This is a genomic window from Modestobacter italicus (assembly GCF_019799965.1).
GTDB classification, from domain to species: Bacteria; Actinomycetota; Actinomycetes; order Mycobacteriales; family Geodermatophilaceae; genus Modestobacter; species Modestobacter italicus_A.
On sequence record NZ_JABGCJ010000003.1, the window covers coordinates 567,091 to 587,143 of the forward strand.

Annotated in this window: 15 protein-coding genes; 2 read left to right on the forward strand and 13 right to left on the reverse strand. The window is 73.2% G+C overall.

From position 1 onward, the window contains the following. Nucleotides 1-8 precede the first annotated feature (8 nt). On the reverse strand, nucleotides 9-794 hold the full coding sequence (locus HLA93_RS10330) for an SGNH/GDSL hydrolase family protein (protein ID WP_222194264.1): 786 nt from the start codon (nucleotides 792-794) through the stop codon (nucleotides 9-11). 86 nt (nucleotides 795-880) lie between these two features. Continuing rightward, the gene (gene htpX / locus HLA93_RS10335) at nucleotides 881-1,750 is read right to left on the reverse strand and encodes a zinc metalloprotease HtpX (RefSeq protein ID WP_222194265.1); all 870 of its coding nucleotides are present in this window, start codon (nucleotides 1,748-1,750) and stop codon (nucleotides 881-883) included. A gap of 253 nt (nucleotides 1,751-2,003) precedes the next feature. On the opposite strand from htpX, the gene HLA93_RS10340 reads away from it, so the two are divergent. After that, a complete protein-coding gene (locus HLA93_RS10340) occupies nucleotides 2,004-3,953 on the forward strand; it encodes a 2-oxoacid:acceptor oxidoreductase subunit alpha (protein ID WP_308128047.1) in 1,950 nt (649 codons plus the stop codon). After that, entirely contained in the window at nucleotides 3,950-5,068 is a 1,119-nt protein-coding gene (locus tag HLA93_RS10345) for a 2-oxoacid:ferredoxin oxidoreductase subunit beta (protein WP_308128048.1), read from the forward strand. The genes HLA93_RS10340 and HLA93_RS10345 overlap by 4 nt, the downstream gene beginning before the upstream one ends. 218 nt (nucleotides 5,069-5,286) lie before the next feature. On the opposite strand, the gene HLA93_RS10350 is transcribed toward HLA93_RS10345, so the two are convergent. Genes HLA93_RS10350 through nuoF form a run of 11 tightly spaced genes read right to left on the reverse strand, consistent with a single transcriptional unit; the run spans nucleotide 5,287 to nucleotide 20,053 of the window. Next, nucleotides 5,287-6,504 carry a PQQ-dependent sugar dehydrogenase gene (locus HLA93_RS10350; protein WP_222194267.1) on the reverse strand — a complete coding sequence of 406 codons (1,218 nt, stop codon included), beginning with the start codon at nucleotides 6,502-6,504 and terminating at the stop codon, nucleotides 5,287-5,289. Nucleotides 6,505-6,542: 38 nt separating this feature from the next. After that, complete coding sequence (locus HLA93_RS10355; protein ID WP_222194268.1) at nucleotides 6,543-7,619, reverse strand: polyprenyl synthetase family protein; 1,077 nt, start codon at nucleotides 7,617-7,619, stop codon at nucleotides 6,543-6,545. 52 nt (nucleotides 7,620-7,671) lie between these two features. Continuing rightward, entirely contained in the window at nucleotides 7,672-9,216 is a 1,545-nt protein-coding gene (gene nuoN / locus HLA93_RS10360) for an NADH-quinone oxidoreductase subunit NuoN (protein WP_222194269.1), read from the reverse strand. After that, on the reverse strand, nucleotides 9,216-10,886 hold the full coding sequence (locus HLA93_RS10365; RefSeq protein ID WP_222194270.1) for an NADH-quinone oxidoreductase subunit M: 1,671 nt from the start codon (nucleotides 10,884-10,886) through the stop codon (nucleotides 9,216-9,218). Before HLA93_RS10365 ends, nuoN begins: the two co-directional genes overlap by 1 nt. Before the next feature lie 31 nt (nucleotides 10,887-10,917). Then, on the reverse strand, nucleotides 10,918-12,837 hold the full coding sequence (nuoL, locus tag HLA93_RS10370) for an NADH-quinone oxidoreductase subunit L (RefSeq protein ID WP_308128049.1): 1,920 nt from the start codon (nucleotides 12,835-12,837) through the stop codon (nucleotides 10,918-10,920). Nucleotides 12,838-12,856: 19 nt separating this feature from the next. Continuing rightward, nucleotides 12,857-13,156 carry an NADH-quinone oxidoreductase subunit NuoK gene (gene nuoK, locus HLA93_RS10375; RefSeq protein WP_222194271.1) on the reverse strand — a complete coding sequence of 100 codons (300 nt, stop codon included), beginning with the start codon at nucleotides 13,154-13,156 and terminating at the stop codon, nucleotides 12,857-12,859. Further along, a complete protein-coding gene (locus HLA93_RS10380) occupies nucleotides 13,153-14,103 on the reverse strand; it encodes an NADH-quinone oxidoreductase subunit J (protein WP_246626162.1) in 951 nt (316 codons plus the stop codon). Before HLA93_RS10380 ends, nuoK begins: the two co-directional genes overlap by 4 nt. Next, entirely contained in the window at nucleotides 14,100-14,783 is a 684-nt protein-coding gene (gene nuoI, locus HLA93_RS10385; protein ID WP_222194272.1) for an NADH-quinone oxidoreductase subunit NuoI, read from the reverse strand. The genes HLA93_RS10380 and nuoI overlap by 4 nt, the downstream gene beginning before the upstream one ends. Beyond that, nucleotides 14,776-16,215, reverse strand: coding sequence for an NADH-quinone oxidoreductase subunit NuoH (gene nuoH, locus HLA93_RS10390; protein WP_222194273.1), 1,440 nt, complete (start codon nucleotides 16,213-16,215; stop codon nucleotides 14,776-14,778). Before nuoH ends, nuoI begins: the two co-directional genes overlap by 8 nt. After that, complete coding sequence (locus HLA93_RS10395; RefSeq protein ID WP_222194274.1) at nucleotides 16,212-18,728, reverse strand: NADH-quinone oxidoreductase subunit G; 2,517 nt, start codon at nucleotides 18,726-18,728, stop codon at nucleotides 16,212-16,214. Before HLA93_RS10395 ends, nuoH begins: the two co-directional genes overlap by 4 nt. After that, nucleotides 18,725-20,053: an NADH-quinone oxidoreductase subunit NuoF gene (gene nuoF, locus HLA93_RS10400; protein ID WP_222194275.1), complete on the reverse strand. Its 1,329-nt coding sequence runs from the start codon at nucleotides 20,051-20,053 to the stop codon at nucleotides 18,725-18,727. Before nuoF ends, HLA93_RS10395 begins: the two co-directional genes overlap by 4 nt.

Genomic DNA, 20,053 nt, shown 5'->3' on the forward strand with positions numbered 1-20,053 from the left:
TCCTGGGCTCAGTGGCCCGCCCGGCCGGCCCGGTCGGCAGCGACGGTCACCCAGTCCAGGTGCTTGCCGGTGCGGCCGTGGCCGGCCGAGCGGCGGACCGCCCGGCGGGCCGCCCAGGGCAGGACGTGCTGGCGGTAGTAGCGCGCCTCCGTGCGCAACCGGCGGGCCTCCACCGGTGTCGGGCCCAGCACGTGCGCGGCACCGGGCTCGCCCAGCGCGGCGAGCACCAGCCCGGCGACCCGTCGGTGCCCGGCCGGCCCCAGGTGCAGGCGGTCGGGTGCCCAGTACGCCGGACGGCGGAGCTCCTGGTCCCCGAACGCGTCGACGAAGGGCACCCCGTGCCTCGCCGCCAGCTCGGCGACCGCCGAGGTCAGGGCCACGCCCCCGCGGTGCATGCTGCCGCCGAAGGGCAGCCGGGCCGTCGGGTCGGCTCCGCTGACCAGCACCAGCCGGACGCCGGCGGCGGCACACCGCAGGACGGCCTGCTCGGTGAGCGCCACCAGCCGGGTCACGTCACGGCGGGGCCGCATCATGTCGTTCCCGCCGCCGTTGAGGGTGATCAGCGTGGGCGCCGGGTCCAGCGCCAGCGCCGCCTCCAGCTGGTCGGTCGCCACGGGCGCCAGCAGCCGGCCGCGCACGGCGAGGTTGGCGTAGTGCACCGGCTGGTCCGCGGTGGCGGCCAGCCCGGCGGCCACCAGGTCGGCCCAGCCCCGCACCGAGCCGTCGGGGCGCTCGTCACCCAGCCCCTCGGTGAAGCTGTCCCCGATCGCCACGTACCGCACCTCGCCGGTCACCTCAGCAGCGTAGGGAGGCCATCACCGCCGGCCCCGTTGCAGGGTCCCCCGCGAGCTCGCGAGTGGTGGGGGCAACGGGCCGTCGACTACTGGCCCAGTTCGCGGGCCATCTGCTGCAGCCGTGCGATGCGCTCGGCCATCGGCGGGTGGGTGGCGAACATCGAGGCCATCCCCTGCCCCCGGAACGGGTTGGCGATCATCAGGTGGCTCTGGGTGACCAGCCGGTCGTCCTGGGGCAGCGGGCGGGCGGCGACCCCGCGCTCGAGCTTGGACAGCGCGCTGGCCAGCGCCAGCGGGTCGCGGGACAGCTGGGCACCGGAGGCGTCCGCCTGGTACTCGCGGCTGCGGCTGACCGCCATCTGCACCAGCCCGGCGGCGATCGGGCCGAGGAGGACCAGCAGCAGCCCACCGAGGGCACCGCCGCCCTCCCGGTCGTCGGACCGGCCGCCGAACAGCGACGCGAACATCGCCATGTGCGCCAGGTAGGTGATCACCGTGGCCATCGCCCCGGCCACCGAGCTGATCAGGATGTCGCGGTTGTAGACGTGCGAGAGCTCGTGGGCGAGCACCCCGCGCAGCTCGCGCCGGTCCAGCAGCTCGAGGATCCCCTGCGTGCAGCAGACCGCGGCGTTGCGCGGGTTGCGGCCGGTGGCGAAGGCGTTGGGCTGGTTCGTCGGGCTGACGTAGAGCCGGGGCATCGGCTGGCGGGCCTCGGTGGCCAGCTCGCGCACGATCGCGTAGAGCTGCGGCGCCTGGGTCTCGGTGACCGGGAAGGCGCGCATCGCCCGCAGCGCGAGCTTGTCGGAGTTGAAGTACGCCCAGCCGTTGACGCCGAGGGCGAGCACGAGGGCGATGAGCAGGCCGCCCCGGCCGAAGGCGCTGCCGACCAGCAGGATGACGCCGGCCATCAGGCCGAGCAGCACCGCCGTCTTCAGACCGTTGTTCCACCGTTGCACGAGCGGTAGAACGCGGTCGCCCCGATCGCCGTTCCCCCGCAGCCTGTGGGCTGCCCGTGAGGTCGACCGGTCAGGGAAGGCAACCCTGTGTGCCTTCGCTCACGTTGTCCCGACGGCGAGTCGGCGCAGCCGACCCGCACGTAACCTGGCGGGTCGGAGGTACCTCACACACATGACTGGCACCAACCCCGGAATCAGCACCCCCGGAATCAGCTCAGCCGCGAGCGGCGTTGCCCCGAGCATGGACCCCGCCGTGGACACCGCCGTGCACAGCTCCGCCCCCGGCGGGCTCGTCAAGAGCGTCGTCGAGCTCGACCGCGTCGTCATCCGCCTCGCCGGCGACTCCGGCGACGGCATGCAGCTGACCGGCGGCCGCTTCACCAGCGAGACCGCCTCGTTCGGCAACGACCTGTCGACGCTGCCGAACTTCCCGGCCGAGATCCGGGCACCAACGGGCACGCTGCCCGGTGTCAGCTCCTTCCAGCTGCACTTCGCCGACCACGACATCATGACGCCGGGCGACGCCCCCGACGTCCTGGTCGTGATGAACCCGGCCGCACTGAAGGCCAACCTGCCCGACCTGCCCGGCGGTGGCCTGCTGATCGCCGACTCCGACGAGTTCACCGCGCGCAACCTGGCCAAGGTCGGCTACGACAGCAACCCGCTCGAGGACGGCTCGCTGGAGAAATGGCAGCTGGTGAGCGTGCCGCTGACCTCGATGACCCTCGAGGCGCTGGCCGACTCGGGCCTGGGCAAGAAGGAGGCCGAGCGGAGCAAGAACATGTTCACCCTCGGCCTGCTCAGCTGGATGTACCACCGGCCCACCGAGGGCACGGTGCGCTTCCTGGAGCGCCAGTTCCGCCGCAAGCCGCAGATCGCCGCGGCGAACATCGCCGCCTTCCGGGCCGGCTTCAACTACGGCGAGACCACCGAGGCCTTCGCGGTCTCCTACGAGGTGAAGCCCGCGCCGATGGCGCCGGGGAAGTACCGGCACATCTCCGGCAACCAGGCGCTGGCCTACGGGATCGTCGCGGCCGGCCAGCGCTCCGGGCTCCCGGTGTTCCTGGGCGCGTACCCGATCACCCCGGCCAGCGACATCCTGCACGAGCTGTCCAAGCACAAGTCCTTCGGCGTGCGCACCTTCCAGGCCGAGGACGAGATCGCCGGCATCGGCGCGGCCCTGGGCGCCTCCTTCGGCGGCGCGCTGGGCGTGACCACGACGTCGGGGCCCGGTGTCGCGCTCAAGGCCGAGACGATCGGCCTGGCGGTGATGACCGAGCTGCCGCTGCTCATCGTCGACGTGCAGCGCGGTGGCCCCTCCACCGGTCTGCCGACGAAGACCGAGCAGTCGGACCTGCTGCAGGCCCTCTACGGCCGCAACGGCGAGGCCCCGGTGCCGGTGATCGCCCCGCGCTCCCCCGGCGACTGCTTCGACGCCACGCTCGAGGCCACCCGGATCGCGCTGACCTACCGGACGCCGGTGATCCTGCTGTCCGACGGCTACCTGGCCAACGGTGCCGAGCCCTGGTCGATCCCGGCCGCCGACGAGCTGCCCGACCTGCGCACGGAGTTCGCCACCGAGCCCAACGGCGAGGACGGCGAGTTCCTCCCGTACCTGCGCGACCCGGAGACGCTGGCCCGCGCGTGGGCGGTGCCCGGCACCGCGGGGCTGCAGCACCGGATCGGCGGGCTGGAGAAGGCCGACAAGACCGGGAACATCTCCTACGACCCGGCCAACCACGACTTCATGACCCGCACCCGGCAGGCCAAGGTCGACGGGATCGCCGCCTCGATCCCGGCCACCGAGGTCGACGACCCGGACGGGGACGCCCGGGTCGCGGTCATCGGCTGGGGCTCCACGTACGGCCCGATCGGTGCCGCCTGCCGGCGGATCCGCGCCTCGGGCCGGTCGATCGCCCAGGTGCACCTGCGGCACCTCAACCCGCTGCCGGCCGACCTGGGCGAGATCCTCGCCCGCTACGACCGGGTGGTCTGCCCCGAGATGAACCTCGGTCAGCTGGCCATGGTGCTGCGCGCCAAGTACCTGGTCGACGTGCACAGCCACACCCAGGTGCGCGGCCTGCCGTTCCGCGCCGCGGAGCTGGCCGCCGTGTTCCAGGACGTCATCGACGGGACCACCGGGACGGCGACGACCCTCGACACCGGCTCCGACACCCCTGCACAGACGGGAGCGGCCCTGTGACCGCCATCGAGTCCACCAACGCCCACGTGCACGACCTCGGCATGCCCGCCCCCGACGTCACCACGATCTCCGGTGCCATCGACGCCTCGGTGGCGGCCAACGGCCCGAAGCAGACGGCGCTGAAGGCCAAGGACCTCAAGACCGACCAGGAGGTGCGCTGGTGCCCGGGCTGCGGTGACTACGTCATCCTCAACGCGGTCCAGAGCTTCCTGCCCAGCCTCGGCATCGCCCGCGAGGACATGGTCATCATCTCCGGCATCGGGTGCTCGAGCCGCTTCCCGTACTACATGAACACCTACGGGATGCACTCGATCCACGGCCGCGCCCCGGCCATCGCCACCGGCCTGGCGGCGTCCCGGCCGGACCTGAGCGTCTGGGTCGTCACCGGTGACGGCGACGCGCTGTCCATCGGCGGCAACCACCTGATCCACACGCTGCGTCGCAACGTGAACCTGACGATCCTGCTGTTCAACAACCGGATCTACGGGCTCACCAAGGGCCAGTACTCCCCCACCTCCGAGGTCGGGAAGGTCACCAAGTCCACGCCGATGGGCTCGTTGGACCACCCGTTCAACCCGGTGTCGCTGGCCCTGGGCGCCGACGCCACCTTCGTCGGGCGGGCGATGGACTCCGACCGCAAGGGGCTCACCGACGTGCTGCGGCAGGCCGCCGAGCACCAGGGCACCTCGCTGGTGGAGATCTACCAGAACTGCAACATCTTCAACGACGGCGCGTTCGAGCTGCTCAAGGACCCGAACACCGGCCCGATGTGGACCATCCCCCTGGTGCACGGTGAGCCGCTCGTCTTCGGCCCGGGCGGGGCGTCCTGCGTCGTCCGGGACGACTTCGGTGGGCTGCGGATCGCCGAGACCAACCAGGTCGACGCGAGCCAGATCGTCGTCCACGACGCACACCGGGACGACCCGTCGTACGCGTTCGCGCTCTCGCGGCTGTCGAGCCAGGACCTGCGGTACACGCCGATGGGCGTGTTCCGGAAGGTCGCGAAGCCCAGCTACGACCGGATGATGGCCGACCAGCTCGAGGACGCGGCCGCGCAGCAGCCGGCCGACCTCGACGCGCTGCTGGCCGGCGGAGACAGCTGGACCGTGTCGTGACACGGTGATCCTCCGGATCACACCGCGACCAGGAGCCGTGCCCCTCGTGCGCTGAGCCGTTCCCACCGTTCCTCGCGGAGGCCTCCGGCCCCCACTCGTCGCGGTGACCGGCTGACGCCGGGAGTCCGTAGCGCCCCGTTCCCCACCTGGGGGACGGGGCGCTCGGTCGTCGTGGGCCGTGTCGCCGCATCCCCCACCCGGACGAGCCGTTCGGCCTGTCAGGGGCGGGGGGTGACCCGGAGGAGCTGGTCCTCGCCGTCGCCGTTGTCGGTGGTGACGTAGAGGCTGCCGTCGGCACCCTGGACCGGGGTGCGGATGCGGCCGTAGGTGTCCTCCAGCTCGGGCACCCGGAACTGCTCGAGCAGCCGGCCGTCGTCGTCGATCCGCAGGCCGAGCACGCCGGTGTCCTTCTGCACGCCGACCATGAGCACGCCGTCGTAGCCGCCCCACTGGTCGCCGTCGACGAAGCCACCCCCGCTGGTCGCGATCGTGGGGTCCCCGGAGGACCACACCGCCCCGATCGCGCCGGGGATGGCCGGGTCGGTCATCGGCACGCTCTCGTCGTACCCGCCCTCCGGCCCAGCGGGTGCGCCGTCGGGGTCGTAGCCGTAGTTGCCCCCGGCGACCAGGCGGTTGACCTCGTCGTCGACGCCGGTGCCCTGCTCGACGGCGTATGCCTGATCGGTGCCGGGCTGCACGGCGAGGCCCTGCACGTTGCGGTGCCCGTAGCTCCAGATCAGCCGGGTGTCGCGGTCCTCGGCATCCAGGAAGGGGTTGCCTGCCGACGGGCCGCCGGTCTGCGGGTCGATGCGCAGCACCTTGCCGGCGAGCGACGTCAGGTCCTGCGGGTTGCTGCCCACCGCGTTGTCCCCGGTGGCCACCAGGAGCTGGCCGGTCGCGTCGAACCGGGGGCGGCACCCGCCGTGCCGGCCACTGCTCTCGTTGACCGGGACGCCGCCCAGCAGCGGGTCGGCGACCCGGGTGGCGCTCGTCCAGTCCGCGTCGACGGTCCAGGTGATGACCTGGATCTCCGCGCCCCCGTCCTCCTGGACGCCCTGGCAGGTGTAGAAGCGGCGGTTCTCGGTGAAGGCCGGGTCGAGGGTCAGGCCCATCAGGCCGGTCTCCCCGTCGGCGAACAGGTCGCCGAGGTCGGTCTCCAGTGGGCGCACCTCACCGTCGGGGAGCACCGCGGTCAGCCCACCGCCCCGCTCGTCGAAGAGCAGCGTGCCGTCCGGGGCCTGGGCGACGTCCCAGGGGTGGTCCAGCCCGTCCGCGACCACCTCGACGTCCAGGGTCGGCACTCCGGCCGACGGGCCGGCGGCGGCGTCGTCCGGCACGTCGGTCCCGGCGCCCTCCCCCTGCTCGCCGGGCGCATCGCTGCAGGCGGCCAGCAGCAGGAGCCCGGCGAGGACGGCGGCGGTGCGGGTGCGGCTCACCGGCCCAGCATCCCCGGCTCCGACCGGTCGTGCCCGACTCAGCTGGTGCGGGTCACCACGTACGTGCACAGCGCCGACAGCGCCTCGCGCACCGGCCCCTCGGGGACGGCGGCGAGCCGGGCCCGTGCCCGGTCGGCGTACCCCTCGAGCACCGCGGTGGCCCGGGCCAGGGAGGCGGAGCTGCGCAGCAGCTCCAGCGCCTCGGCGTGCTCGGTGTCGTCGACCACCGGTCCGGCGACCAGCTCGCGCAGCCGCGCCTCGTCCGGGTCGTCGCCGGCCAGGGCGAACAGGACCGGGAGCGTGGCGATGCCCTCCCGCAGGTCGGTGCCGGGCTGCTTGCCCGACGCCCCGCCCTCGCTGACGATGTCGATCAGGTCGTCGGAGAGCTGGAAGGCGACGCCGACCTCCTCGCCGAAGGCGGTGAGCTCGGCGACGAGCGCGTCGTCGACGCCGGCGAACGAGGCGCCGAAGCGGGCCGAGGTGGCCACCAGCGACCCGGTCTTGTCGGCGAGCACGCTCAGGTAGTGGTCGATCGGCTCCTCGCCGGACTGGGCGCCGACGGTCTCCCGCAGCTGGCCGGTGACCAGCCGCTCGAAGGTCTGCGCCTGCACCCGGACCGCCTCGGGCCCGAGGTCGGCGAGCAGGTCCGAGGCGCGGGCGAACAGGAAGTCGCCGGTGAGGATGGCGACGCTGTTGGTCCACCGGCTGTTCGCGCTCGGGGCGCCCCGGCGCACGGACGCCTCGTCCATGACGTCGTCGTGGTACAGCGTGGCCAGGTGGGTGAGCTCGCAGACGACGGCGGCGTCGACCACCTCGGGGGCGTCGGCGTTGCCGAGCTGCGCGGCCAGCAGCGCGAGCATCGGCCGGAACCGCTTCCCGCCGGCGGACATCAGGTGACCGGCCGCCTCGCTGACGAACGAGTGGTCGCTGGCGACCGCGGTGGCCAGCGACGCCTCGACCCGCGCCAGGCCCTGGGCCAGCGCGTTCCCGAGCTCACCTTCGGGCAGCCACGGCCCGATGGTCGAGGGCGGGGTGGACGGCCGGTGCCACAACGGGGTCTCCTGGTGGTCTCTGCGTCCACGGGCCCGCGGGCTGGTGGTACCGGCTCCGGTCATCAACCGCTGAAGATACAGCCCTGGACACGGTCGACGGCCGGGCGGCGTCGACTCAGCCGACCAGCACCGCCGCGGAGTCGGCGAGGTCCAGCACCGAGCCGGGGAGGACGCCGAGCACCAGGGTGGCCGCCGCGGTGACCGCCACCACGATCGTGGTGGGCAGGCCGGGGACGCCGACGGTGGGCCCCTCGGGCGCGGGCTCGGAGAAGTACATGAGGACGATGACCCGCAGGTAGAAGAAGGCGGCGATCGCGCTGGTGACCAGGGCGACCACGGCCAACGGCCAGGCGCCGGTCTCGATGGCGGCCCGGAAGACGGCGAACTTGCCGGTGAAGCCGCTGGTCAGCGGGATGCCGGCCAGCGCGAGCAGGAACAGGCCCATCAGTGCGGCGACGACCGGGGAGCGTTGCGCGAGCCCCGCCCACTGCGACAGGTGGGTCGCCTCGCCCTCCCCCGAGCGGACCAGCGTGACCAGGCCGAACGCGCCGAGCGTGGTGAGCCCGTAGGCGAGCAGGTAGAACATCGTGGCCGCCAACCCCGGCCCGCTGCCGTCGGCGCCCAGCCCGATCACGCCGGTGAGCAGGAAGCCGGCATGCGCGATCGAGGAGTAGGCCAGCATCCGCTTGACGTCGGTCTGGGTGAGCCCGAGCACGGCGCCGACCACCATCGAGGTGATCGCCAGGGCGTAGACCAGCGGCCGCCAGGTCCACTCGGCGGTGCCGAACGCCACGTAGAGCAGCCGCAGCACCGCACCGAACGCGGCGACCTTGGTGGCCGCGGCCATGAAGGCGGTGACCGCGGTGGGCGCGCCCTGGTAGACGTCCGGCGTCCAGGTGTGGAAGGGCGCGACGCTGGCCTTGAACATGAGCCCGACCACCAGCAGGCCCAGGCCCAGGACGAGCAGGGTGTCCCCGCCCTCGACGACGGCGGCGTCCCGGATCGCCGACAGCCGGACGCTGCCGGTGGCCCCGTAGACCAGTGCCAGGCCGTAGAGGAAGAAGGCGGAGGCGAAGGCGCCCAGCAGGAAGTACTTCACCGCCGCCTCCTGGGAGAGCAGCCGCCGCCGGCGGGCCAGACCCGACATCAGGTACAGCGGCAGGCTCAGCACCTCCAGCGCCACGAACATGACCAGCAGGTCGTTGGCGGCGGTGAACAGCATCATCCCGCCGAGGGCGAAGGAGGCCAGCGGGTAGACCTCGGTCTGCACCCGCTCGTCGGTGGACAGCTCCCGGTCCCGGACGCTGCCGGCCGGCACCGAGGCGACCGCGACGAACGCCGAGCGGGCCGGGTCCAGCGCGCGCTCGCTGAACAGCAGCACCGACAGCGCGCCGAGGACGGCGATGGTGCCCTGCAGGAACAGCGCGACCCCGTCGACGGCGAGCGCGCCGCCGGCGGTGACCTCGCGGGTGCCGGCCAGCAGCAGCGTGGCCACGAACGCCCCGACGGCGCCGGTCAGCGCGATCGCCACCTGCACGGGGTGCCGGACGGCGCGGGGCGCGAACGCCTCCACCAGCACGCCGACCGCGGCGGCGCCGAAGACGAACAGCAGCGGGGCGAGCGCCGCGAACGACAGGTCCGGGGCTGCGACGCCGTCCATCAGTCGTCCTCCTCGATCGGGGTGACGCCGACCTGCGGGGTGTTCCCACCCGGGTCGGCGCCGACGTCGCTGATGGTGGCCTCGACGGCGGGGGTGACCAGGTCGATCAGCGGCTGGGGGTACACGCCCAGCAGCAGGATCAGCGCGACCAGCGGGCTGACCACGGCGACCTCCCGCCGCGAGAGGTCGGGCACCCGCCGGGTGCGAGCGGGCGCCGGTGCTGCCAGCACCGCGGTCGCTCCCCCGCCGCCGTGCGGCGGGTCGGCGGGCTCGGGAGCGGCCCCGGCGTCGGGCTCGGCGTCGGGCTCGGCCAGCACGCCGCGGGCCGGGCCGTGCATGACCCGCTGGTACATCAGCAGCACGTACAGGGCGGCCAGCACGATGCCGAGGGTGGCCAGGACGGTGTGCACCGGCCGCTCCGGGAACGAGCCGATGAGCACCAGGAACTCGCTGACGAAGCTGTTGGTGCCCGGCAGCGCCAGCGACGCCAGCCCGGCCAGCAGGAAGACCCCGGCCAGCAGCGGTGCCCGGGCGGCCAGCCCGCCGTGGTCGCTGATCCGCCGGGAGCCGCTGCGGGCGATGACCATGCCGACCACCACGAAGAGCAGTCCGGTGGCGATGCCGTGGTTGACCATGTAGAGCACCGCGCCGGTGGCCGCCTCGGTGGTGAAGGCGAAGATGCCCAGCGCGATGAAGCCGAAGTGCGCGATCGAGGTGTAGGAGACCAGCCGCTTCATGTCGTCCTGGCCGATGGCCACCAGGGCGGCGTAGAGCACCCCGACGACGGCCAGCACCAGCACCCAGGGCGCCAGGTCGCGGGCGGCGTCGGGGAACAGCGGCAGGCAGTACCGCAGGAAGCCGAACGTGCCGACCTTGTCCAGCACGCCGACCAGCAGCACGGAGGCACCGATCGGGGCCTGCGTACCGGCGTCGGGCAGCCAGGTGTGGAAGGGCACCAGCGGGGCCTTGATCGCGAAGGCGACGAAGAAGCCGAGGAAGAGCAGCTTCTGCACACCCGGGTCGATCTCCAGCTGGCGCAGCGCGTCGAAGGCGAACGTGCCCTCGCCCAGTTGCGAGTTGCTGACCACGTACAGCCCGATGACCGAGGCGAGCATGACCAGCCCGCCGAGCAGGCTGTACAGGAAGAACTTCACCGCCGCGTACTGCCGGTTCTCCCCGCCGAAGCTGCCGATCAGGAAGTACATCGGGACGAGCATCGCCTCGAAGAAGACGTAGAACAGGAAGACGTCGGTGGCGGCGAAGACGCCGACCATCAGCGACTCCAGCAGCAGCAGCCAGGCCCAGAACGCCCGCATCGAGCGCGGCCCGCGGCCCGGACGGGGCGGCGGCGTCTCGTGCCAGGAGGCACCGACCACGACCGGCACGAGCACCCCGATGAGCAGGAGCATGCTCAGCGCGATGCCGTCCACGCCCAGGGCGAAGTCGACGCCGAAGTCGGGGATCCAGGCCACCGCGGTGGTCAGCTGGAAGCGGTCGCCCCCGGTGTCGAAGGCGACCGTGGCCAGCACGGCGAGCAGCAGCACGAGCAGGCTGACCGCCAGGGCCAGCGGCCGGGCCAGCGCCTCACGGGCGGCGGGCAGGCCGGCCACGACCGCCGCGCCCACCGCGGGCACCGCGATCATCAGCAGCAACCAGGGGACGTCGGTCACGACGGGGCCACCTCTCGTCCGGGTCGGGCGCTCATGCCGTCGTCACCGCGACCAGCGCCCCGGCGACCAGCACCGCGCCGCCGAGCATGCCCAGGGCGTAGCTGCGCACGAACCCGGTCTGCGCCCGGCCCAGCCGGGACGACGAGCCGCCCAGCGCCGCGGCCGCACCGTTGACCACGCCGTCCACCCCGCGGTTGTCCAGCCAGACCAGCGCCCGGGTGAGCCAGATGCCCGGGCGCATCACCAGGGCCTCGTTGACCGTGTCGGCGTAGAGCGCCCGGCGGGCGGCGGTGACCACCGGCGACACCCGGACCGGCGCCGTGGTCGGCACCTCGCGCCGGCCGACGAACAGCCAGGCGGCCAGCACCCCGACGGTCATCACCGCGGTGACCACGATGCCGACCACGGCGGGGGCGACCACGTGCGCGGCCTCCGCCGGCTCACCGAACACCGGCTCCAGCCACTCGGCCAGCGGGAAGACCTGCACCAGCAGGAACCCGGCGGCCACCGACCCCACGGCCAGCACCACCATCGGCGCGGTCATGCTCGGCGGGGACTCGTGCGGGTGGACGCCGGGTGTCCAGCGGGCCTTGCCGAAGAAGGTCATCAGCATCAGCCGGGTCATGTAGAAGGCGGTGAGGCCCGCACCCAGGACGGCGACCCCGCCCAGCACCCAGCCCGACCAGCCGCCCCGGTCCAGCGCCGCCTCGATGATCGCGTCCTTGGTCCAGTAGCCGGAGAGGAACGGAAAGCCGATCAGCGCCAGGTAGCCCAGCCCGAAGGTGACGAAGGTGACCGGCAGCCGCTTGGCCAGGCCGCCGAAGCGGCGCATGTCGACCTGGTCGTCCATCGCGTGCATCACCGAGCCGGCGCCGAGGAACAGCCCGGCCTTGAAGAAGCCGTGGGTGAGCAGGTGCGCGATGCCGGCGGCGTAGCCGACCGGGCCGAGGCCCACGGCCAGGAACATGTAGCCGATCTGGCTGACCGTGGAGTACGCGAGCACCTTCTTGATGTCGTCGTACGCGCAACCGACGATCGCCCCGATCAGCAGGGTGACCGCGCCGACTGCCAGGACGACGGTGCGGGCGGTCGGGGTCTCGTCGTAGACCGGGGCGCTGCGGGCGATCAGGTACACCCCGGCGGTGACCATGGTCGCGGCGTGGATCAGCGCCGACACCGGGGTCGGGCCCTCCATCGCGTCGGGCAGCCAGGCCTGCAGCGGGAACTGGCCGGACTTGCCGCAGGCTCCCAGCAGCAGGAGCAGGCCGATCGCGGTGACCGTGCCGCCGGCGAGCAGGCCGACCTCCCCGAAGACGCCGGCGTAGGACGTCGTCCCGAGCTGGGCGAACATCAGGAAGATGGCGAGGGCCAGTCCGACGTCCCCGATCCGGTTCATCAGGAAGGCCTTCTTCGCCGCCGTGGCGGCGGCCGGCCGGGTGTACCAGAAGGCGATGAGCAGGTAGGACGCCAGCCCGACGCCCTCCCAGCCGACGTAGAGCGCCACGTAGCTGTTGCCCAGGACCAGCAGCAGCATCGCCGCGACGAACAGGTTCAGGTAGGCGAAGAACCGGCGGCGGCCCGAGTCGTGGGCCATGTAGCCGATCGAGTAGACGTGGATCAGCGCACCGACGCCGGTGATCAGCAGCATGAAGACCGCCGACAGCGGGTCGATCAGCAGGCCGGCGGACACGTCCAGCCCGCCGGTGCGGATGAAGGTGAACAGGTCGATGCTGGCGGCGTGCCCGGGCCGGCCGGACAGCTGGAGGGTGGACGCCACGGCCAGCACGAAGGCGGCGACCACCGTGCCGGTGGCGAGCAGGTGCCCCCAGCGGTCGGTGCGCCGGCCGCCGAGCAGCAGCAGCGCGGCGCCGGCCAGCGGCAGCGCGATCACCAGCCAGGCGACCGACAGCAGCCCGTCGACCGGCACCGACGCAGGCACGACCTCGTTCACTCCTGGGTCCCCGTTCCGCTCAGTACTTCAGCAGGTTGACGTCGTCGACGGAGGCCGAGCGGCGGGTCCGGTAGATCGCCATGATGATCGCCAGCCCGACCACGACCTCCGCGGCGGCTACGACCATCACGAACAGGGCGATGACCTGGCCCTCGACGGTCCCGCTGGCCCGGGCGAAGGTGATCAGGGTGAGGTTCACCGAGTTGAGCATCAGCTCGATGCACATGAACACGACGATGGCGTTGCGCCGCACCAGCACGCCGACGGCGCCGATGGTGAAGAGGATCGCGGCCAGCACCAGGTAGTTCGTGATGGTCATCGGGGAGCGCCCTCTCCGCTGCCGGGGACCGGGCCGGTGGTGGCGCCGCCGATCGTGCCGAGCGCCGCGTCGGTGCCCCCGGCGTGGGGCAGTCCCTCCCGCTCGGCCCCGGCGCTGCCGGTGCGCGGCAGCTCGTCGACCCGCTGTGGCTCGATCCCGGTGGCGAAGCTGCTCGGCGCGAGGCCGCCATCGGGCAGCCGGCCGGGCGCGGCGACGGAGTTGGCCCGCGCGTAGACGCCGGGCCCGGGCAGCGTCTGCGGCCGGTCGGTGAGGAAACGGGCGCGGGACCGTTCCTTCTGACTGCGCCCGACGCCGGGTTCCCGTTCGGTGTGGGTGAGCAGCAGTGCTCCCACCGCGGCCACGATGAGCAACGCGCCGGTGACCTCGAAGGCCAGCACGAAGCGGCCGTAGAGCACGCCGGCGATCGCCTCGACGTTGCCGGCGGCCGCCCCGCCCTCGGTGCCCTGCACGGCCGCGAGCCCGGCCACCGGCAGGTCCTCGGTGGCCCGGGCGATGCCGGCCCCGACCAGGCCGGCGAAGCCGATCCCCAGGACGATCGCGGCCACCCGCTGCCCGCGCAGCGTCTCGACCACCGAGTCCGAGCTCTCCCGGCCGACCAGCATGAGCACGAACAGGAAGAGGATCATGATCGCGCCGGTGTAGACGATGATCTGCGCCGCGCCGAGGAACGGCGCCTCCTGGACGACGTAGAAGACCCCCAGGCTGAGCATGGTGAGGACCAGCCACAGCGCCGAGTGGACCGCGTTGCGGGACAGCACCATCCCGAGCGCACCGGCCAGGGCGACCGGGCCGAGCACCCAGAAGACGATGGTCTCCCCCGTGCCGATGACCACCCCGGTGTCCGCGGCCGCAGCCAGCGCGGTCATGGCCGTCTCGCTCATGGCCGTGCCGCTCATGGCCGTGCCGCTCATGCCCGTGCCGCTCATGCCCGCTCCCCGATCACCGGCTCGGCGTCCGACCCGGGCTGGGGCGCCCGCACGTAGTAGTCCTGCTCGTCCTCGCCCAGCCGCATCGGGTGCGGCGGCTGCTCCATCCCGGGCAGCAGCGGGGCCATCAGCTGCTCCTTGGTGTAGATCAGCGCCTGCCGGTCGTCGTCGGCGAGCTCGAAGTCGTTGCTCATCGTCAGCGACCGGGTCGGGCATGCCTCGATGCACAGCCCGCAGAAGATGCAGCGCAGGTAGTTGATCTGGTAGACGGCGCCGTACCGCTCGCCGGGTGAGAACCGGGCGTCCTCGGTGTTGTCACCGCCCTCGACGTAGATGGCGTCGGCCGGGCAGGCCCAGGCGCAGAGCTCGCAGCCCACGCACTTCTCCAGGCCGTCGGGGTGCCGGTTGAGCACGTGCCGGCCGTGGTAGCGCGGCTTGGTCTGCTTCGGGACCTCCGGGTACTCCTCGGTGGTCACCTTCTTGAACATCGTGGCGAAGGTGACGCCGAAGCCCTGGGCGGGCCCGGGCAGCCAGCTGGCCCGCTTGCCGGGGGCGGTGCTGGCCGGCGCCTCGGATGACTGCCGGGCGATGGCCGTGCCCTCCCGCTGGGCCGGGCTGGTGCCGGGGGTCGGCTCGGCGGGGGGCGGCGGGGCGGGGGGCGGCGGGGTGGGCTCAGACATCGTCGTCCTCCTGGTCGGTGGTCGAGCTGCTGCGCCGGCCGGTGCCGACCACGGTCCCGGCGCCGACGGACTCGCGGCGGCGCAGCCGCGGTGAGGGCGGCACCACCAGGTCCAGCGGGGGCACCGGGAACCCGCCGGACGCCTGGTCCCGGCCCCGGGGGTCCAGCACCTCCGGCTCGGCCGGCGCCGGCCCACCGGCGGCGGCCTCACGGGCCGCGACCCGGGTGTCCCGGTTGCGCATCCGGGAGGCCAGCAGCAGCCCGCCCAGCAGCACCAGCGCGATCGGCACCCCGACGAAGACGGCGACCTGGCCGGCGTCCAGGTCGGACTCGCGGGCGACGGCGCGCAACGTCGCCACGACGAGGATCCAGACCAGCCCGACCGGGACCAGCACCTTCCAGCCGAAGCGCATGAACTGGTCGTAACGGAGCCGGGGCAGCGTGCCGCGGAGCCAGACGAAGACGAACAGCGCGACGACGACCTTGGCGAAGAACCACAGCAGCGGCCACCAGCCGGTGTTGGCGCCGTCCCAGATCGAGATCGGCCAGGGTGCCCGCCAGCCGCCGAGGAAGAGGGTCGCGGCCAGCGCGGAGACGGTGACGATGTTGATGTACTCGGCCAGGAAGAACAGCGCGAACTTCAGCGACGAGTACTCGGTGTGGAAACCGCCGACCAGCTCGCTCTCGGCCTCGGGTAGGTCGAAGGGCGCCCGGTTGGTCTCGCCCACCACGGCGATGACGTAGATGACGAAGGAGACCGGCAGCAGGACGGCGAACCAGCTGGGGCCGGTGAACTCCAGGCCGAAGAAGGAGAGCTCGGTGCCGTCGGCCTGGGCGGCCACGATCTCCGAGGTCGACATCGAGCCGGCGTAGAGGAAGACCGCGACGATCGACAGGCCCATCGCGATCTCGTAGCTGATCATCTGCGCCGCGCTGCGCAGCGAGCCCAGCAGCGGGTAGGTCGACCCGGAGGCCCAGCCGCCGAGCACGATGCCGTAGACGCCCATCGCCGAGCAGGCCAGCACGATGAGCACCCCGATCGGGGAGTCGATGAGCTGCAACGGCGTGCGCTCGCCGAAGATGCTGACCGTCGGGCCGAGCGGGATCACCGAGAACGCCAGGAAGGCCGGGATGGTGGCGATGACCGGCGCCAGGAAGTACACCGGCTTGTCGGCCAGCGCCGGCATGATGTCCTCCTTGAACGCCAGCTTCAGGCCGTCGGCGAGGCTCTGCAGGTAGCCGCGCGGGCCGACCCGGTTGGGGCCGATCCGCTGCTGCATCCGGGCGACGACCTTGCGCTCGAAGACGATGGCGAACAGCGTCATCAGCACCAGCACCCCGAAGATGCCGACGATCTTGATGAGCACGATCCACCAGACGTCGTTCCCGAAGTCCTCCAGCGTCGGCTGGTCGGCGGCGGCGAGCACGCTCATGCTCCCTCCCCCCGCAGGCTGGAGACCGACGTCGCGCCGGCCGGGACCGGCGGCGGTCCGGACAGCCGGACGACGGCGCCGGGGCCGGCACCGAGCTGGCTGCGCACCTCGCTGCCCGGTGAGCGCATCGGCAGCCAGACGACGCCGTCGGGCATGTCGACGAGGCGCACCGGCAGGGTGATCGCCCCGGCCGGGCCGGTGACGGTGACCGGGTCGCCGTCGGCGACGCCGAGCCGGGCGGCGGCGTCCTTGCCCAGCCGGGCCGCCGGCGGGCGGGCGGTGCCGGCCAGCGCCGGCTCGTCGCGCTGCAGCGTGCCGACGTCGACCAGCTGCCGCCAGGAGGCGAGCACGGCCTGGTCGTCGGCGAGCTCGGGCAGCGGCGCCGCCGCGACGTCCGTCGGGGACACCCCCGGGGCCTGCGCGGCGCCGCCCAGCGCCGTCAGCTCGGCGCGGACCTCGCTGACCGACCCCAGCCGCAGGTCCAGGCCCAGGTGCTCGGCCAGCCCCTGCAGCACCCGGCCGTCGCTGAGCTGGCCGGTGCCGTGCAGCGTCGCGTCGAACGGGCGCACCCGGCCCTCCCAGTCCAGGTAGGCGCCGGCCTTCTCCGGCGCGGCGGCGACCGGCAGGACGACGTCGGCGTGCGCGGTGACCGCGGACGGGAAGAGCTCCAGGCTGACCACGAACCCGGCGGCCAGGGCCTGCTCGGCCAGCAGCGGGTCGGGCAGGTCGGCGGGGTCGACGCCGCCGACCAGCAGGCCGGCCAGCACACCGTCACGGGCGGCGGTGAGGATGCCGGTGAGATCGCGGCCGGGGGTCGCGGGCACGTCGACGCCCCAGCGCTGTCCCACCGCCGCACGGTCGGCGGCGCTGGCCACGGTGCGGCCGCCGGGCAGCAGGGTGGGCAGCGCGCCGACCTCGACCGCGCCCCGCTCCCCCGCCCGGCGCGGCACCCAGCCGATCCGGGCGCCGGTCTCGGCGGCGAGCACGGTCAGCGCGGTGAACGCGCCGGGCACCTCGGCCAGCCGCTCACCGGCGAGCACGACCGCGCCGGGCCGGAACAGCGCGGTGGCCACCTCGGCCAGCACGCCGTCCACCGGGTTGGCGGCGAGCTGGGCCAGCAGCCGGGTCTCCTGGCCGGGGACCGTCGGGAGCACGGTGGCGTGCAGCTTCTCCGCCGCGCGGGTGGCGAACGGGGCGATGTCGAACACCTGCAGGCCGGCGGTCCGGACGGCCCGGCGCAGCCGCAGGAAGACGATCGGCGACTCCTCCTCCGGCTCGAAGCCGGCCAGCAGCACCGCGGGTGCGGCGGAGAGGTCGTCGTAGGTGACCGCGCCGGCGCCCGGGGCGGTGCCGGCGACGTGCGTGGTCAGGAAGGCCAGCTCCTCGTCGGAGTGCGCGCGGGCCCGGGCGTCGACGTCGTTGGTGCCCAGCGCCACCCGGGCGAAGGTGGCGTAGGCGTAGGCGTCCTCGACGGTGAGCCGGCCACCGGGCAGCACGCCGACCCCGCCGGCTGCGCGCGCGGCCCGCAGCCCCTCGGCCGCGGCGGCCCAGGCCTCCGGCCAGGAGGCGGGCTGCAGCTCACCGTCCCGGCGGACCAGCGGCGTCATCAGCCGCTCGTTGCTGCTGGCGTAGCGGAAGGCGTAGCGGCCCTTGTCGCAGTTCCACTCCTGGTTGACCGCCGGGTCCTCCCCGGCCAGCCGCCGGGTCACCGTGCCGCGCCGGTAGTCGGTGCGCTGGGCGCAGCCGCTGGCGCAGTGCTCGCAGACGCTGGGCTCGCTGCGTAGGTCGAACGGGCGGGCACGGAACCGGTAGGTGGCGCTGGTCAGCGCGCCGACCGGGCAGATCTGGGTGGTGTTGCCGGAGAAGTAGGACTCGAACGGCTCGTCCTCGTAGATCGCCACCTGCTCCAGCGCGCCTCGCTCGAACAGCTCGATGAACGGGTCACCGGCGACCTGCTGGCTGAACCGGGTGCACCGGGCGCAGAGCACGCAGCGCTCGCGGTCCAGCAGCACCTGCGAGCTGATCGGCAGCGGCTTGGGGTAGGTGCGCTTGGTCTCGACGAAGCGGGACTCGGTGCGCCCGTTGCTCATCGCCTGGTTCTGCAGCGGGCACTCCCCGCCCTTGTCGCAGACCGGGCAGTCCAGCGGGTGGTTGACCAGCAGCAGCTCCATGGTGCCCTGCTGGGCCTTGTCCGCGACCGGGCTGCTCAGCTGGGTCTGCACCACCATGTCCGGGGCCACCGGGGTGGTGCAGGAGGCGACCGGCTTGCGCTGCCCCTCGACCTCGACCAGGCACTGCCGGCAGGCGCCGATCGGGTCCAGCAGCGGGTGGTCGCAGAACCGCGGGATCTGCACGCCGATCTGCTCGGCCGCCCGGATGATCAGCGTGCCCTTGGGCACGGCGACCGGGAAGCCGTCGATGGTGCAGTGCACGGCGTCGGGTGGGGTGTGCGGGCCGGGCATGCCCGGGGGCAGCGCGGGTGCCGGCTCGGGGACGGCGGGGGTCGTGGTCATGACGCCGCTCCGACGGGCTCGAGACGGAGCGACCGGCCCAGCCGGCCCTGCTCCTCCGGTGGCAGCAGGGCGACGTAGTCGTCCTTGAAGTACTTCAGCGAGCTGGCGATGCAACTGGTGGCGCCGTCGCCGAGGGCGCAGAACGAGCGGCCCAGGATGTTGTCGCAGGTGTCGGTGAGCAGGTCCAGGTCGGCGGCCCGCCCGTGCCCGTGCACCAGCCGCTCCAGGATCTGGACCAGCCAGTAGGTGCCCTCTCGGCACGGGGTGCACTTGCCGCAGCTCTCGTGCGCGTAGAACTCGGTGAACCGCAGGGTGGCCTCGACGATGGAGTCGGTCTCGTCGAAGACCATCAGGGCGGTGGTGCCGAGCATCGAGCCGGCCTTGGCCACCGAGTCGAAGTCCAGCGGGACGTCGAGGTGCTCGGGGGTGAAGTAGGGGGTCGAGCTGCCGCCCGGCGTCCAGAACTTCAGCTCGTGCCCGGGCCGGACGCCGCCGGCCATCGCGAGCAACTCGCGCATCGTCGTCCCCATCGGGGCCTCGTACTGGCCGGGGCGCACCACCCGGCCCGACAGCGAGTAGATCTTCGGGCCCGGCGACTTCTCCGGGCCCATGCTCTTGAACCACTCGGCGCCGCCGCGGACCACGTACGGCACGCTGGCCAGCGTCTCCACGTTGTTGATCACGGTCGGCGAGCCGTAGAGGCCGGCGACGGCGGGGAACGGCGGCTTGAGCCGGGGCTGGCCGCGGTAGCCCTCCAGCGAGTCCAGCAGCGCGGTCTCCTCACCGCAGATGTAGGCGCCGGCGCCTGCGTGCACCACCAGCTCCAGGTCGTAGCCCGAGCCCAGCACGTCGGTGCCGAGGTAGCCGGCGGCGTAGGCCTCACCGACGGCGGCCATCAGCCGGCGGTGGGCGTGCACCGCCTCGCCGCGGACGTAGATGACGGCGAAGTGCGAGCGGATCGCGTAGGCGGTGATGATCACGCCCTCCACCAGCGAGTGCGGGTCGGCCATCATCAGCGGCAGGTCCTTGCAGGTGCCCGGCTCGCCCTCGTCGGCGTTGACCACCAGGTACTTCGGCGCCGCGGCCGGGCCGGTGGGCTCCTCCCCCGGCTTGGGCTGCGGGATGAAGGACCACTTCATCCCGGTGGGGAAGCCGGCGCCGCCGCGACCGCGCAGCCCGGAGTCCTTGACCAGCGCGACGACGTCGTCCGGGGCCATGCCCAGGGCGGAGCGCAGCGCGCGGTAGCCCTCGGTGCGCTCGTAGGTGTCCAGCGTCCACGACCGCGGCTCGGCGAACCGCGCGGTGAGCACAGGGGTCAGCGGCAC

Excerpts from the sequence above, each read along its gene's own strand:
- HLA93_RS10355 (WP_222194268.1), bottom strand. The coding sequence starts at position 7,619 with ATGACCGGAGCCGGTACCACCAGCCCGCGGGCCCGTGGACGCAGAGAC.
- nuoH (WP_222194273.1), bottom strand. The coding sequence starts at position 16,215 with ATGAGCGTGCTCGCCGCCGCCGACCAGCCGACGCTGGAGGACTTCGGG.
- HLA93_RS10395 (WP_222194274.1), bottom strand. The coding sequence starts at position 18,728 with ATGACCACGACCCCCGCCGTCCCCGAGCCGGCACCCGCGCTGCCCCCG.
- nuoI (WP_222194272.1), bottom strand. The coding sequence starts at position 14,783 with ATGTCTGAGCCCACCCCGCCGCCCCCCGCCCCGCCGCCCCCCGCCGAG.
- nuoK (WP_222194271.1), bottom strand. The coding sequence starts at position 13,156 with ATGACCATCACGAACTACCTGGTGCTGGCCGCGATCCTCTTCACCATC.
- HLA93_RS10380 (WP_246626162.1), bottom strand. The coding sequence starts at position 14,103 with ATGAGCGGCACGGGCATGAGCGGCACGGCCATGAGCGGCACGGCCATG.
- nuoN (WP_222194269.1), bottom strand. The coding sequence starts at position 9,216 with ATGGACGGCGTCGCAGCCCCGGACCTGTCGTTCGCGGCGCTCGCCCCG.